Source organism: Promicromonospora panici, assembly GCF_900608595.1.
GTDB classification, from domain to species: Bacteria; Actinomycetota; Actinomycetes; order Actinomycetales; family Cellulomonadaceae; genus Promicromonospora; species Promicromonospora panici.
This window is the reverse complement of sequence record NZ_UWYY01000009.1, coordinates 38109-53302: the sequence shown is the minus strand read 5'-3', so window position 1 is coordinate 53302 and position 15194 is coordinate 38109. Positions and strand designations below refer to the sequence as shown.

Sequence of the window (15194 nt, the reverse complement as noted above, 5' to 3'; positions counted from 1 at the left end):
CGCGGCACGGTCGCGGTTTCTCGTCGAACGGTCGGGTTTTCTCGCCGCGCGGTCGAGCCCGACCTGGGTGGTTGCGGCAGACTGTGCGCCATGACCGACAAGCCCGACGACGACGCGGCATCCGGCGTCCCGGACCCGGGGCCGGGCTCCGAGCCGGCTGCCGGGTCGGGTCCCGAAGCAGGCGTAGAACCGGTCGCCGAGCCCGGCGACTGGACCGGCCTGACCGGCGCGCTCGAGGTGCTGCGTGCCCGGCTCGGCGCGCTCCGCCTGCCGCTGGAGACGTCGGGCGCCGAGGCCGCGCGTACCGAGCTGCGCCGCGCCACGGATCAGCTCGACGACTACCTGCTGCCGCGGCTTCGGTCGCAGAAGGCGCCGCTGCTCGTCGTGGTCGGCGGGTCGACCGGCGCGGGCAAGTCGACGCTCGTGAACTCGATCCTGGGGGAGCGGGTGACGCAGCCGGGGGTGCTGCGGCCCACCACGAGGGCGCCGGTGCTGGTGCACCACCCGCTGGACGCGCGCTGGTTCTCCACGGACCGGGTCCTGCCGGGCCTGGCCCGCCAGACGGTGTCGGGCGGCGGGGCGTCGGGCGGCGGCGCGGCGGGCGGCACGACCCCGGGCCCGCCGGCGTCGGGCAGCGCGGGGCCTTGGAACGCCGCGCAGAACACCGCGCAGAACGCCGCGCAGGCGGCGGCCAGGGCCGGCGCCCAGCCCGGCGGGACGCCGTCCGAACCGAGCCGCACGCTGCGCCTGGTGCCGAGTGACTCGCTGCCCAAGGGCCTGGCGCTGCTGGACGCGCCGGACATCGACTCCGTCGACACCGCCAACCGCGAGCTCGCGGCGCAGCTGCTCGGGGCGGCGGACCTGTGGTTGTTCGTCACGACGTCGGCCCGCTACGCGGACGCCGTGCCGTGGGACCTGCTGCTGCAGGCCTCGGGGCGCAAGGCGCAGGTGGCGATGGTGCTGGACCGCGTGGACCCGGGCGCCGAGGCCACGGCCGACGACCTCCGGGACATGATGGTGGAGCACGGCCTGGCCGACAGCCCGCTGTTCGTCATCGCCGAGGCCGAGCTCGTCGACGGGATGCTGCCCGAGGAGGGCGTCGCGGAGGTGTCGCGCTGGCTCACCGGGCTGGGCGGGGACGCTCAGGCGCGCCAGCGGGTCATCTCGGCCACGCGCGACGGCGTCGTGGACTCCCTGGTCCTGCGGGCGGCCGAGCTGGCCGACGCCGCGGACGCGCAGCGTGCGGCGGACGCCCGGCTGCGCCACGTCGTGGACCGCGCTTACACGGACGCGGTCGCCCAGGTGACGGCCGCGACGTCGGACGGCGCGCTGCTGCGCGGCGAGGTGCTCGCCCGCTGGCAGGACTTCGTGGGCACCGGCGAGTTCTTCCGGGCCGTCGAGGAGGGCATCGGCCGGTTCCGGGACGCGGTGTCGGGGTTCTTCCGCGGCAAGCCCAAGGAGGCGCCGCAGGTCGAGCAGGCGATCGCGCACGGCCTGGAGTCTGTGGTGCTGGACGCCGCCGAGGAGGCCGCGGAGCGCTCCTACCAGGCCTGGCGGGGCGACGCCGCGGGTGCGGCGCTCCTCGAGGGCCTGGAGCTGTCGCGGACGCCGGCAGCGTTGCGCGCCGAGGTGGGCGGGCAGATCCGCGGCTGGCAGGGCGACGTCCTGGAGCTCGTCCGCGAGCAGGGCGAGTCGAAGCGGGGCAAGGCCCGGGCGCTGTCGTTCGGCGTGAACGGCCTCGGCGTCGCGCTGATGATCTTCGTCTTCGCGTCGACGGGCGGGCTCACCGGCATCGAGGTCGGCATCGCGGGCGGTTCGGCCGTGCTCGCTCAGCGGCTGCTGGAGGCGGTGTTCGGCGAGGACGCCGTCCGCCGGCTGGCACTGCAGGCGCGCGACCGGCTCCGCGCCCGCATCCAGGCGGTGATGGACGGGCAGGCCGCTCGGTACACGGCGCAGCTGGACGCGCTGGGCTCCGCGGAGACGAACGGTGCGGGCGTGCGCGCCGCGGCCGACACCGTGAGTTCCGCCGCCTCGGCCGAGCGGCAGGCACGCCGGGCCGCCGGAGCCGGAGCCGGGGCCGGGGCCGGAGCACCCACCGAGGACCTCACCGAGAGTCGCGGCCTGCGCGGGGTGCACGCCCGGCCGGCCGGCGACAACCTGGCGACGGGCCGCCCCGACCTGGGCGAGGAGCCGGAGCGCAAGGGCTTCTGGAAGCGGCTGTTCGGGGAGGGCGACCGGTGAGCCGGCTCGACCTGGCGGACCGCACCACCGCCCTGGACACCGCCGTCCAGGCCGCGGAGGGCCGCATCGAGCCCGCCCTGCTCGACGAGGCGCGCGCCGTCGTCACCCGGGCACGCGAGCGTGGCGGGCTGTCCGCCGAGCACACGGTGGTGGCGCTGGCCGGCGCCACGGGGTCGGGCAAGTCGTCGGTGCTCAACGCGGTCGCCGGTGTGTCGATCGCGCAGTCGGGCGTGCGGCGTCCGACGACGTCGCATCCGATGGCCGCCGTCTGGGGCGAGGGCGCGGACCCGCTCCTGGACTGGCTGGAGGTCGGGTGGCGGCACCAGGTGCGGGAGCCGGGCGCCGAGACCGCGCCTCCGGTGATCGAGCTCTCATCGGTCGTCGAGCCCTCGTCGGAAGGCGGCGGCTCGACAGCTGGGCGGGGCCGCGGGCCGTTCCGGCGTCGGACCCCCGCGGGGGACACGACGGGGCTGGTGCTGCTGGACCTGCCCGACCACGACTCGGTGGTCACGGAGCACCGGGTGCGCGCCGAGCGCCTGGTGCAGCGCGCCGACCTGCTGGTCTGGGTGGTCGACCCGCAGAAGTACGCGGACGCCGCCCTCCACGAGGGCTTCCTGCGCCCGCTCGCGGGCCACGCCGAGGTGGTGGTCGTGGCGCTCAACCAGGCCGACCGCCTGACGCCGGACGAGACGTCGGCGATGCTCGCCGACCTCAAGCGCCTCGTCGCCGAGGACGGTCTGGCCGGCGCGCGCGTGCTCGCCGTCTCGGCGAAGACCGGGCAGGGCATGGACGACCTCCGCGGCCTGCTGGCGAAGGCCGCGGCGAAGCGCGAGGCCGCCACGGCGCGGCTCGCCGCCGACGAGCGGGCAGTCGCGCAGAAGATCGTCGACGAGTGCGGCACGCCGCCGCCGTCGCGCCTGGGGAGCCAGGCCCGCGGCGACCTGGTCGCCGCCCTGGAGCTGGCGGCCGGGGTACCGACGGTGGTCGACGCCGTCCGCGCCTCCGCCCGCCGCGACGCGCGCTCCGCGACGGGCTGGCCGCTGACCCGCTGGGTCGGGCGGCTGCGCAGGGATCCGCTGCGGCGGCTCGGGCTGCGTTCGGCGGACCGGGAGCACCGGGCGCCGTCGGGCCGGGAGGACCTGGTCCGCACGTCGCTGCCGACGGCGAAGCCGGCCGTGCGCTCCGCCGCGGCGTCGGCGGTGCGGCGCTACGTCGAGGAGGTGACCCGCGGCGTCGCGGACCCGTGGGTGCTGGCGGCGCGCTCGCGGGCGCAGGCGGGCATCAACAAGCTGCCTGACGCGCTCGACCAGGCGGTGGCCGCCACCCGGGTCGAGGCGGCCCGGCGTCCGGTCTGGTGGTCGCTCGTCAACGTCGTCCAGTGGTCCCTGATCGCCGTCGTTGCCGCGGGCCTGCTGTGGCTCTTCGTGCTGTTCGGCTTCGCGTACCTGCAGCTCCCGCCGCTGCCGACCCCCGTGCTGACTCTGCCGACCTGGTCGGGCGGCGACGGCGTGGTGTTCCCCGGGGCGCCGTCGCAGGGCTCCGGGGAGGGACTCGGCGTCGACCCCTTCCGGATCCCGTGGCCCACGCTCATGGTGCTGGGCGGGCTCGCGCTCGGTCTGCTGCTCGCGCTCGTCTGCCGGGTGTTCGGCGCGCTGGGCGCGCGCCGTCGGGCGCTGGGTGCTCGACGGCGCCTGAGGCAGGCCGTCGGCCAAGTCGCCGACCGACTGGTGCGCAAGCCGGTGGAGGCGGAGCTGGCCCAGCTAGCCAGCTGCCGCACGGCGGCCACGGTAGCCGCCAGCTGACTCTTTGTTGTGAGCGTGATTTGTGCGCCTACGGGCCCGTTTCAGGCGCAACGATCGCGCTCACAACCAAGTTGGGTCAGCGGCGGAAGGTGACCGGGGGCTCCTCGAACTCCTTCCACGCCAGGCGCTCCGCCTCGGTGAGGCGGCGCGGCTGGTTCGTGGCGGCATCGACGAACACGAGCGTGGTGGTGGCGCGGGCATACGGCTCGCCGCCCGACGTCGGGCCGGTCTTCGCCATGCTGGCGACGCCGTCGTGCACCTCGTAGCAGACCTCCGCGCTGGCGCCGCCGATCCGGCCGAGCCACATCTCCACGCGCACCGGCGTCCGGGTGAACAGCAGCGGGCGCAGGTACTCGATGCGCTGCCCGGCCACCAGCGTGTGCGAGTCGGCCTCGGGACCGGTGGGTACCACCGCCGTCGGCCATTCCTCGCCCTCCGGCGCCTCCGGATGCTGCCAGAAGGCGGTGATCCGGGCGTCCTCCAGCAGGCGGAACATCGCTACGTTGTTGACGTGCGCGTACGCGTCGAGGTCGGACCAGCGCAGCGTGACGGGGACATGGAGGCGTGTCATGTGCCCATCTTCCTCCGCGGCCCCCGGTGACATGGCGCGGTCGCGGCGTGAGGACGGTCACGACTCGGGCGTCTACTGCTCAGGCGGCCCCTGGTCCGAGGCCCCGGCGTCGTGCTTCGCGCGGTGGGCGAGCACGTCGTCCATGTGGGTCTCGGCCCAGCCCTTGATGCCGCGCACGAGCTGGAGCAGCGAGAGGCCGAGGTCGGTCAGCTCATAGGTGACCGTGACGGGCACCGTCGGCGTCGCCGTGCGCGTGACGAGGCCGTCGCGTTCCAGGGAGCGCAGCGTCTGGGTGAGCATCTTCTGGCTGACGCCGGCCAGCCGGCGGGACAGCTCCGAGTAGCGCATCGGCCGTGGCCCGTCGCCATAGCCCCCGCCCGGCTTCGGCGAACCGCCGCCGCCCAGCGCGCTCACGGTCAGTGTCACCCACTTGTCCGAGATCCGGTCGAGCAGGATGCGGCTCGGGCAGGCCGCCAGGAACGCGTCGTACTCCGCCTTGGCATGCGCCCTCTTCTGGGCCGCCGTCATCGTCGGCATCGTCTCTCCTCTCACCCGTGGGTGGGTTACGCACTTCCAAGTGCCTACTTCCCGTCGGGAAGCGGCCTCACCATCCTGGTGTACGGAGCCGTTCGGCACCAACCTCCGTGCGGCACACCTCCAACCCCGACGTGTCCGACACACAGGTCACCTGAGTGACCTGTGTGTCGGACACGTCGCCACTCGACACAAAGGAAGACATGAGCACGCCCTCCACCACAGTCCCTGGGCCACTTCCTGGCGGCAGCTGGACCCTCGGCGACCTGACCGTCACCCGGTTCGGCTACGGGGCCATGCAGCTCGCCGGCCGCGGCGTCATGGGCCCGCCCGCCGACCCCGACGGCGCACTCGCCGTACTGCGCGAGGCCGTCGACCTCGGGATCACCCACATCGACACGAGCGACGCCTACGGTCCGCGAGTCACCAACCGGCTGATCCGCGAAGCGCTGCACCCGTACCCCGAAGCTCTGCACGTCGCGACCAAGGTCGGCTCGACCCGCGACGAGCAGGGCGGCTGGCCCCCGGCCCGCGAGCCCGAGGCGCTCTACCGTGCCGTCCACGAGAACCTGGACAGCCTGGGCGTCGAGGTGCTCGACGTCGTGAACCTCCGGCTCGGCAACGCCCAGGGGCCCCAGCCGGGTTCGCTCGCCGAAGCGTTCGAGACGCTCGCCGGGCTTCAGCAGCAAGGCCTGATCCGGCACCTTGGCGTGAGCAACGCGACGGCGGAACAGGTCGCCGAGGCGCGCGCGATCGCACCGATCGTCTGCGTGCAAAACATGTACAACCTCGCCCACCGGCACGACGACGAGCTCATCGACAAGCTCGCGGCGGACGGCATCGCCTACGTGCCGTTCTTCCCGCTCGGCGGCTTCAGCCCGCTCCAGTCCGCCGCTCTCTCGGCAGTGGCCACCCGCTTGGAGGCGACGCCGATGTCCGTCGCACTGGCCTGGCTGCTGCAGCGGTCGCCGAACATCCTGCTGATCCCCGGCACCTCGTCGGCGGCGCATCTGCGCGAGAACGTCGCGGGCGCTGGTCTCCGGCTCACCTCCGACGACGTCGCGGCGCTGGACGAGATCGCCGGCTGAGTGGTCTCAGTGTGTCCGAATTGGTAGGTTCATCCCACTTGGTGTTGGCCACGATTCTGGCCACGGAGGAACTGTGGATCTGCCCAGACACAACTTCGACCCGGTCACGTTGCACGAGGTGTTCGACGACGTCCCGGCCGCCCAGGCGTACCTCGCCGAGCTGGCGCAGCGGCGGGACGGCGACGCGCCGGGCACACTGGCCGTGCGCGTGCCACTGATCCGCGCGCTGGCCCCCGCCGCGGACGATCCGGACGCCGAGCTGGCCGAGGCCGAGTACCTCGGCTGGCTCGCCGTCCGGCTGGCCGGCGGGCCGGGCGACGGTCGGGAGGCCGCGCACTCGCACGCCGAAGAGGTGCCCCTCGGCGCCGTCGCGCCCCTGCTGCGGCTCGCGCACGTGCTGCAGTGGCGGCACCGGTTCTCGGAGGCGGACCTGTTGTTCGGGCTGGCCCTGGAGGCCGCGCACCACTACGGGGAACACGGCGCGAGCATCGAGCACGCGCGCCGGCTCGAGTTCCTCGCGCTGCTGCACTGGGGCAAGTGCCGGTACGACCAGGCGCTCGCTGTGCACGCCGACCAGGCCCGGCCCTTCCTCGGCGAGGCCCTTGCCCTGTTCGTCCGGGCCCTGGAACAGCGCGCGGAGGCGCGGGCCGGCCGGGATCAGGTCGAGTCCACCCGTCTGGCGGTCCGGGCGACGCGCGACCGCCTGGCAGAGCTCGGGGCCTAGCGGTGGCTCAGGCCGGGAGCCGGATCATGCCCTCCTGGCCCGCGGAGGCCACCAGGGCGCCGTCCTGTGTGTAGACCTTCGCCGTACCGAGGGCGCGGCCGCCCTGCGCGCTCGGCGAGGACTGCACGAACAGCATCCACTCGTCCACCCGGACGTCGCGGTGCCACCACATGCCGTGGTCCAGGCTGGCCATCGGCACCGACGCGCCGGCATCCTGCCAGGACTTGCCGGCGGCGCGCAGGGCGGGCTCGAGCATGAGCTGGTCGCACGCGAAGGCGAGCAGAGCGCGGTGCATGGCCTGCTCCTTGTTCTCCAGCGGACGGCGCGTGCGCATCCATACCAGCTGGGTGGCGGGCGGCGTGCCGCCGTGGGCCACCGCGGCGTCCGGACGCAGGTACAGCGAGCCGCCCACGTGCCGCAGCTCGAACGCCGAGTCCGTCCAGAACTGGGCCCGGGCCGCGAATGCCTCCGGCAGGCTGGCGAGCTCGTCGAACGCGGAGCCGACCTCGTCCGGCGGCGGGACGTCGTCGGGCATCGGCATGGCGTGCTCGTAACCCGGCTGGTCCTCCTGGAAGGACGCGATCATCGACAGGATCGGCTTGCCGAACTGGATGGCGTGGGTGCGGCGCGCGCTGAACGAGCGCCCGTCGCGCAGCCGCTCCACCGCGAAGTCGATGGGCTCCTCGAGCCGCCCCTCGCGCAGGAAGTAGCCGTGCAACGAGTGGATCAGGCGGCCCTCCGGCACCGTGCGGTCCGCGGCCAGGATGGCCTGCGCGAGCACCTGCCCGCCGTAGGCGCGGTTCGCCGGGCCGGGCATGCTGTCCCCGCGCAGCACGTCCTCCTCGCCGCGCGGGCCCCAGCCCTCGAGGTGGCGCAGGTCGAGCACCTCCAGGAGGCGGTCGAGGGCGTCGGGCGGGGTCGGGTCAGGGGTGGTGGCGTCCACGAGCGGGCGTCTCCTTCAGTTCCTGGTCAGTCTTCGTCAGTCTTCGAACGTGTTGATCATGCTGAAGGCGGCGCGCTCCAGGTAGTCCCACAGCTGCGACTCGTGGATCGGCGCGAGCTCCAGCGAGTCGACGGCGGCCCGCATGTGCGCGAGCCAGCGGTCGCGGGCGTCGGGGTTCACCTTGAACGGCATGTGGCGCATGCGCAGCCGCGGGTGCCCGCGCTGCGCGGAGTAGGTGCCGGGTCCGCCCCAGTACTGCTCGAGAAACATCGTCAGACGCTCCTTGGCCGGCCCCAGGTCCTCCTCGGGATACATGGGGCGCAGCACCGGGTCGTCCGCGACGCCGTCGTAGAACGTGTCGACGAGGCGCACGAACGTGTCGTGGCCGCCGACCGCGTCGTAGAAGGATTCCTGTGTCACGTTCGTCATCCTGCCACCCGACGGTGACAGTCCGATGACGCCCGTGTGAAACGGAGTCTCATGTGATCGATTCGACAACAGTCCGGCCGAAACGCTTGCCAGGCCAGATAGGCTGAGGCCAGACCTGCAGCGACGCACGGTGGGAGTTGAGACATGACCAAGGCTGACCAGATCCTTGCGGCACTCGGAGGGACCTCGAACGTGGTCGAGCTGGAGCCGTGCATCACGCGGCTCCGGGTCGAGGTGAGCGATCCGTCCCTCGTGGACGAGATCGGACTGAAGTCGTCCGGCGCGTTCGGCGTCGTCCGGTCCGGCCGGGTGGTCCAGGTGATCGTCGGGCCCGAGGCGGACAACCTCGCGGCAGAGCTCGACACGCTCAGAGTCTGACGAGAGATGGTCTGACGAGAGAAGCGACGCCGAGCTCGACGGTGAGCTCGGCGGCATGACCGCGCGGGCCCGGGTGTGTTCCGGGCCCGTGACCGGCCTCACGATCCCGCCGCTGCCCGCGAACGGCCTGTGAAGGTCGCGCAGGAGTCCCTCGCATCCCGCCGAAGATGGCGGAGCAGGCGCCCGGACCCGAGTAAGTTTGCGCGCGTGTTCGAGTCTCTTGCTGCCTCAGTGTTCAACAGCGCCGAGGACTTCTGGTCCTGGTTCGGCGACAGGCCCCTGAAGATCATCCTGATCCTCGTGATCGGGATGGTCGCCATCGGCGTGCTGCGGCGCGTCGTCACCGCCCTCGCCGAGAGCATCGCCGTCGGTCAGAAGCCGAGGTCGGTCGAGCGGTCGGCGGACCCCGTGGGTACCACCACCGGCGCCGTCCCGAACACGACAGCAGGCGGGGGCAGCAAGCGGCGCCGCAAGAACATGCTGATGTCGCCACAGGCTCTGGCAGACGTCCTGACCGCGGCCAATCCGCGGGCGGCGGAGCGGCGCGCCCAGCGCGCGCGAACCGTCGGTTCGGTGCTGAAGTCGGCGGTCAATATCGTGATCGGCACGATCATGGTGCTCTCCATCCTCCAGGTGCTCAGGTTCGACATCGCGCCCCTGCTGGCTACTGCGGGCGTGGCGGGCGTCGCCATCGGTTTCGGTGCGCAGACCCTGGTCAAGGACTTCATCTCCGGGGTCTTCCTGCTCATCGAGGACCAGTTCGGCGTCGGCGACAACGTCGACCTCGGGGTGGGCGTCGTCGGCACCGTCGAGGCAATGGGCCTGCGGCTGACCCAGGTGCGCGCGTTCGACGGGACCCTCTGGTACGTCCGCAACGGCGAGATCCTGCGTGCGGGCAACCGCACCCAGGAATGGAGTCGCGCGGTCGCCGAGATCCAGGTCCCGCTCGGGACCGACGTCGACGCCGTCCGCGCCGCGCTCGGGCGCGCCGTCGACCGCGTGAAGAACGACCCGGAGCTCGCCGACAGCCTCCTGGAGACGCCGTCGGTGCGCGGCGTCGACGCCGTCGACGGGGCGGGCCTGACCTTCACCCTGCACGCCCAGGTGCGCCCCGCCCAGCAGTGGGCGGTCGCCCGATCGCTGCGCGTCGCGGGCCACGCGGAGCTGCTGAACGCGGGGATCGTCGCGCGCTCGGCGCCCGTGTCGTTCGACGAGAACACGACCGGGGACACACCCGGCGTCAGCTGACTCCGTCTGGACCGCCGGGGCAAGGCATACCCGGCCAGGAAGGTAACGGAGACGGAACATTGCTAGCTCTCCGTTGCCCTCCCCGCCGGGTATGCCTTGCCCCCGGCCAGCGATCCACGTCAGGCTTCGCGGGCGGGCCCAGGGTTCCGGCGTGATGCCCGGGGTGCTTGGGATCCGCCTGTCAATTCGCCTGACACGCCCGCGTTGCGCCCGGTGAGCGCCGGTTGATGGCAGGATCTTTCCTTGTGACCGACGAATCGACGACCGGCTCCACCGGAGACGGCCCCCCAGTGCCGCCGGAGCTGGCCGAGCTGGCAGCCGCCCACGGCGTGCAGCGCGAGTACACCGACCACGACGGCCGCGTCCAGCAGGTCAGCACCTCGACGATCGTCGCGGTGCTGGAGGCGCTCGACGTGCCGGCGTCGACCCCCGCCGCCGTCGCGGCGAGCCTGGAGCGGACCCGCGACGACGAGTGGCGCGCGATGCTGCCGCCCACGGTCGTGACGCGGGAGGGCACCGAGGTGCAGGTGCCGGTGCACATCGCGGACGGCGCGGAGGTGACCGCGTGGGTAGAGCTCGAGCTGTCCGAGACGCCGGTCATGCCGGCGAGCGCCACGCCCTGGCGCGTGACGGCGCCGCCGTCGACCGCCACGGGCTCGTTCGCGACCGTGAAGGGCACGCGGGTCCAGCTCCGCCAGGCGGACGTCTTCACCGAGCCGCGCACCGTGGACAGCCGAAAGGTGGGCCGGGCGACGTTCACCGTTCCCGGCGACCTGCCGCTGGGCTGGCACACGCTGCACGCGAAGTCGGGCGGGCAGACGGCGCGGACGTCGCTCGTGGTGACGCCCGAGCGGCTCGAGCTGCGCAAGAAGGTGGCCCGCAAGCAGGCGTGGGGCTTCATGATCCAGCTCTACTCGGTGCGGTCCCGGGACTCCTGGGGCATGGGCGACCTCGCCGACCTGGGCGACCTCGCCTGGCAGACGGCGCACAACGGCGGGGCCGACTTCGTCGGGGTGAACCCGCTGCACGCCACCGAGCCGGTGACGCCGCTGACGCCGAGCCCGTACCTGCCGACGTCGCGTCGCTTCATGTCGCCGCTGTACATCCGCGTCGAGGACATCCGTGAGACGGCGTACCTTTCCGCCGCCGACCGGTCGCTCGTGGAGTGGGCCGCGGAGCCCGTGCGCGAGCTGTCCGAGGACTCCGGGCCGATCGACCGGGACGCCGTCTGGGAGGCCAAGAAGGCCGCGCTCGAGGTCGTGTACACGGCGCCCCGCTCGGCGGCCCGGCAGACCGCGTTCGACGAGTACGTGCTGGCGCAGGGCAAGGGCCTGATCGACTTCGCCACCTGGTGCGCGATCACCGAGCACCTCGACGGCCGCGACTGGCCGGCGGAGCTGTCCGACCCGGGCTCGTCCGGCGTGACGACGCTGCGTAACGCCCTGTCCGAGCGCGTCCAGTTCTACTGCTGGCTGCAGTGGGTGGCCGACGAGCAGCTGCGCGCGGCACACCGCGCGGGGCTCGACGCCGGGATGCGGCTGGGGGTGCTGAAGGACCTCGCCGTAGGCTCTGCACCGCACGGCGCCGACGCGTGGGCGGACTCCGGCGTCCTCGCCCGCGGAGTGTCGGTGGGCGCACCGCCGGACATGTACAACCAGCAGGGCCAGAACTGGACCCAGCCGCCGTGGCACCCACGCGCGCTCGCGCGGGCGGGCTACGCGCCGTACCGCGAGCTGCTGCGCACCACGCTGCGGCACTGCGGCGCGCTGCGCATCGACCACGTGCTCGGGCTCTTCCGCCTGTGGTGGATCCCGGGCGGGGCACGCGCGTCGGCCGGTGCGTACGTCACCTACGACCACGAGGCCCTGATCGGCATCCTGTGCCTGGAGGCGCAGCGCGCCGGGGTGGCGATCGTCGGCGAGGACCTCGGCACGTTCGAGCCGTGGATCCGCGACTACCTCGCGGAGCGCGGGATCCTGGGCACGTCGGTGCTGCTCTTCGAACGGGACGCCGCGGGAGCGCCGCTGGAGCCGGAGGCGTACCGCAGCGCGGCCCTGGCCACCGTCACCACGCACGACCTGCCGCCGACGGCGGGGTACCTCGCGGGCGAGCACGTGGACCTGCGCGAGCGGCTCGGGCTGCTGACGGAGGAAGCGACGGTGCTGCGCGGCCGTGCGCGCGCGGAGCGCGACTCGCTGGTGGAAGCATTGTCGCGCCGCGGCCTGACGACGTTCGCCCCGTCCGAGCGGGAGCTGGTCGAGGGCCTGCACCGCTACCTCAAGGACACGCCGTCGGCGCTGGTCGGCGTTTACCTGACCGACGCCGTGGGGGAGCGCCGCGCGCAGAACCAGCCCGGCACGGACACCGAGTACCCGAACTGGAAGGTGCCGCTGGCCGACTCGGCGGGAACGGTGGTGCTCCTGGAGGACCTGTTCACCAACGCCCGCCTGCGCTCGCTGGTCACGGTCATGAACGAGGAAGACCCCACCCCGTCCCTGCCGAAGTAGAACTGTGGCGAAGTAGAACTGTGGCGAGGTAGGAGCCTGGCGAGGTAGGACCGCAGCGCTGCCACAGTTCTACCTCGCCAGGGTCCTACCTCGGCGAAGCGGGGGTCAGGCGTCCGTGGACTGGGCCTTCAGCGCGCGTTCGGTGCCTGCCAGGGCCTCCACGACCAGCCGGCGCAGGGCCGGGGGCGCGTCAGCGTTCGTGTCCAGCCAGGCGGCTGTCGCGTCTCGCAGCTCCGCCGACGCCAGCGGCGCCGGGTAGAAGCCTTCGATGATCTCCTCGGCGATGTGGTACGTCCGCTCGCTCCACACCTTCAGCACGGCGTCCAGGTACGGCTGCACGACGCCGGCCAGCGCGGCCGGGTCGTTCACGTGCAGGAACCCGAGGCCCGTGTTCCGGATGATCGCGTTCGGCACGTCGGCGTCCACCACGGACGACAGCGCGGCCAGCTTGCCCTCGACGGTCGGCTTGGCGGCCCGGGCACGAGCAGCCGCCTGGCGGCCGGTGGCGGTGTTGTCGGCGGCGAGCATCTCGTCGACCTCCGTGTCGCCCGCGGCGCCGTTGAGCACGAGGCCCTCCAGGAGCTCCCAGCGGAGATCGGTGTCGAGGGTCAGCCCGTCGAGCGCGACCGAGCCGTCCAGCAGCCCGGACAGGGTCGCCACGTGCTCGGGCGTCGACGCCACGTGCGCGAAGAACTTCACGAGCTGGAACTGCGTGTCCGAGCCGGCCGCGGCGTCGCCCACGAGCGACCAGAGCGTGTCGCCCACCTCGGCGATCGTCGCCGTCCGGGTCGACGGCGCCACGTACTGCTTGGCCGCCAGCACCATCTGGTTCAGCGTGGTCCGGAGCGTGGTCGACTCGGTCTCGCGGGCGATGCCGCCGAGTACGAGACGCACGTACTCCGACGCCGGGACCTCGGCGTCGCGCACCGAGTCCCAGACCGAGCCCCACACCAGGGAGCGGGCCAGCGGGTCCGCGATGTCGGCCAGGTGCTCCAGCGCGACGCGGAGCGACGAGGCGTCGAGGCGGATCTTCGCGTACGCGAGGTCCTCGTCGTTGAGCAGCACGAGCGCCGGGCGGTCGAGCTCGACGAGCTCCTTGACGTCGGTCCGCGGCCCGTCGACGTCCACCTCGGTGAAGTGGGTGCGCACGAGCTCTCCGGCGTCGGACAGGCTGTAGAAGCCGATGCCGAGGCGGTGCGGGCGGATCGTGGGCCACTCGGCGGGCGCCGTCTGCTCGACGACGAACGACATGATGCGGCCCTTGCTGTCCGTCTCGATGACCGGACGCAGGGTGTTCACGCCCGCGGTCTCCAGCCAGAGCTTCGACCAGGCCTTGAGGTCGCGGCCGCTGGTGGCCTCGAGCTCGGTCAGCAGGTCGGGCAGCTCGGTGTTGCCCCACGCGTGCTTGCCGAAGTACGCCGAGACTCCCGCGATGAACGCGTCACGCCCCACCCAGGCCACGAGCTGCTTGAGCACGGACGCACCCTTGGCGTAGGTGATCCCGTCGAAGTTGACCTGGACGTCCTCCAGGTCCTTGATCTCCGCGACGATCGGGTGCGTGGACGGCAGCTGGTCCTGCTTGTAGGCCCACGACTTCTCCATCGCCGAGAAGGTGGTCCAGGCGGCCTCCCACTCGGTGGCCTCGGCCGTGGCGAGCGTGGACGCGTACTCCGCGAACGACTCGTTCAGCCACAGGTCGTTCCACCACTTCATGGTGACCAGGTCGCCGAACCACATGTGCGCCAGCTCGTGCAGGATCGTCACGACGCGGCGCTCGCGCACGGCCTCGGTGACCTTGGAACGGAACACGTACGACTCCGTGAAGGTCACGCAGCCCGCGTTCTCCATGGCGCCCATGTTGTACTCGGGCACGAACAGCTGGTCGTACTTGGTGAACGGGTACGGGACGCCGAACGTCGACTCGTAGAACTCGAAGCCCTGCCGGGTCTTCTCGAAGATGTAGTCCGCGTCGAAGTGCTCCGACAGCGACTTGCGGCAGAAGGCGCCGAGCGGGATCTCCCGCCCGTCCGACGACGTCAGCGACGAACGGACCACCGCGTACGGGCCGGCGACCAGCGCCGTGATGTACGTCGAGATGCGGCCGGTGGGCTCGAACGTCCAGGTGGCGACGTCGCCCTCGCTGGTCGAGCCGGCCGGGACCGGCTCCGGTGTCGGCTCGTTGCTCACGACCTCCCACGCGGCGGGCGCGGTGACCGTGAACTGAAACGTCGCCTTGAGGTCCGGCTGCTCGAAGCAGGCGAACACCCGGCGCGCGTCGGGCACCTCGAACTGCGTGTACAGGTAGACCTCGCCGTCCACCGGGTCCACGAAGCGGTGCAGGCCCTCGCCCGTGTTCGTGTAGCCGCAGTCGGCGACGACGACGAGCTCGTTGTCGGCGGCCAGGCCTTCCAGGGTGATGCGGGAGTCGGCGAAGACGGACGCCGCGTCCAGCTCGCGGCCGTTCAGCACCACGGACCTCACCGACGGGGCGACCAGGTCGAGATGAGTCGAGGCGCCTTCCGTCGCGGTGAAGCGCACAGTCGTGGCGGATGCGAAAGTCTCCGGACCAGTGGTCAGGTCCAGCGCGATCTCGTACGACTCGACCGCTACGACGCCGGCACGTTCGACCGCCTCGGCGCGGGTCAGGTTCTCTCCGGGCACAGGCCCTCCACGTCTGTCTTCTCGTGGGCGCCGATGGCACCCCGCGCGTCCGATGAACGCGCATCTTC

General features: G+C 72.6%; 12 protein-coding genes. 7 read left to right on the top strand and 5 right to left on the bottom strand.

The features are described from left to right. Positions 1 to 90 precede the first annotated feature (90 nt). Entirely contained in the window at positions 91 to 2241 is a 2151-nt protein-coding gene (locus tag EW117_RS11795; protein ID WP_129786918.1) for a dynamin family protein, read from the top strand. Next, positions 2238 to 4043 (top strand): dynamin family protein, encoded by a 1806-nt coding sequence (locus EW117_RS11790; RefSeq protein WP_129786917.1) that lies wholly within the window; start codon positions 2238 to 2240, stop codon positions 4041 to 4043. The genes EW117_RS11795 and EW117_RS11790 overlap by 4 nt, the downstream gene beginning before the upstream one ends. A 76-nt stretch (positions 4044 to 4119) precedes the next feature. On the opposite strand, the gene EW117_RS11785 is transcribed toward EW117_RS11790, so the two are convergent. Together EW117_RS11785 and EW117_RS11780 are read right to left on the bottom strand one after the other, a co-directional pair. After that, positions 4120 to 4614, bottom strand: coding sequence for an acyl-CoA thioesterase (locus EW117_RS11785; protein ID WP_129786916.1), 495 nt, complete (start codon positions 4612 to 4614; stop codon positions 4120 to 4122). Positions 4615 to 4686: 72 nt separating this feature from the next. Beyond that, positions 4687 to 5151 carry a winged helix-turn-helix transcriptional regulator gene (locus EW117_RS11780; protein WP_129786915.1) on the bottom strand — a complete coding sequence of 155 codons (465 nt, stop codon included), beginning with the start codon at positions 5149 to 5151 and terminating at the stop codon, positions 4687 to 4689. A gap of 200 nt (positions 5152 to 5351) precedes the next feature. Here EW117_RS11780 and EW117_RS11775 point away from each other — a divergent pair, with 200 nt between their 5' ends. Together EW117_RS11775 and EW117_RS11770 are read left to right on the top strand one after the other, a co-directional pair. After that, positions 5352 to 6236, top strand: a complete 885-nt coding sequence (locus EW117_RS11775) for an aldo/keto reductase family oxidoreductase (protein ID WP_129786914.1) — start codon at positions 5352 to 5354, stop codon at positions 6234 to 6236. Between the two features lie 73 nt (positions 6237 to 6309). Then, positions 6310 to 6960, top strand: a complete 651-nt coding sequence (locus tag EW117_RS11770; RefSeq protein WP_129786913.1) for a hypothetical protein — start codon at positions 6310 to 6312, stop codon at positions 6958 to 6960. Between the two features lie 7 nt (positions 6961 to 6967). On the opposite strand, the gene EW117_RS11765 is transcribed toward EW117_RS11770, so the two are convergent. Beyond that, on the bottom strand, positions 6968 to 7903 hold the full coding sequence (locus EW117_RS11765; RefSeq protein WP_129786912.1) for an acyl-CoA thioesterase: 936 nt from the start codon (positions 7901 to 7903) through the stop codon (positions 6968 to 6970). 36 nt (positions 7904 to 7939) lie between these two features. Then, positions 7940 to 8323 carry a globin gene (locus EW117_RS11760; RefSeq protein ID WP_129786911.1) on the bottom strand — a complete coding sequence of 128 codons (384 nt, stop codon included), beginning with the start codon at positions 8321 to 8323 and terminating at the stop codon, positions 7940 to 7942. A gap of 153 nt (positions 8324 to 8476) precedes the next feature. Between EW117_RS11760 and EW117_RS11755 the strand changes: the two genes are divergently transcribed. From EW117_RS11755 to malQ, 3 genes are all read left to right on the top strand, one after another. Continuing rightward, positions 8477 to 8710, top strand: coding sequence for a PTS sugar transporter subunit IIB (locus EW117_RS11755; RefSeq protein WP_129786910.1), 234 nt, complete (start codon positions 8477 to 8479; stop codon positions 8708 to 8710). Between the two features lie 207 nt (positions 8711 to 8917). Beyond that, positions 8918 to 9958, top strand: coding sequence for a mechanosensitive ion channel family protein (locus EW117_RS11750; protein ID WP_242504243.1), 1041 nt, complete (start codon positions 8918 to 8920; stop codon positions 9956 to 9958). A gap of 245 nt (positions 9959 to 10203) precedes the next feature. Next, entirely contained in the window at positions 10204 to 12465 is a 2262-nt protein-coding gene (malQ, locus tag EW117_RS11745) for a 4-alpha-glucanotransferase (protein ID WP_129786909.1), read from the top strand. A 105-nt stretch (positions 12466 to 12570) separates the two neighbouring features. On the opposite strand, the gene pepN is transcribed toward malQ, so the two are convergent. Beyond that, the gene (gene pepN / locus EW117_RS11740) at positions 12571 to 15126 is read right to left on the bottom strand and encodes an aminopeptidase N (protein ID WP_129786908.1); all 2556 of its coding nucleotides are present in this window, start codon (positions 15124 to 15126) and stop codon (positions 12571 to 12573) included. Positions 15127 to 15194 lie beyond the last annotated feature (68 nt).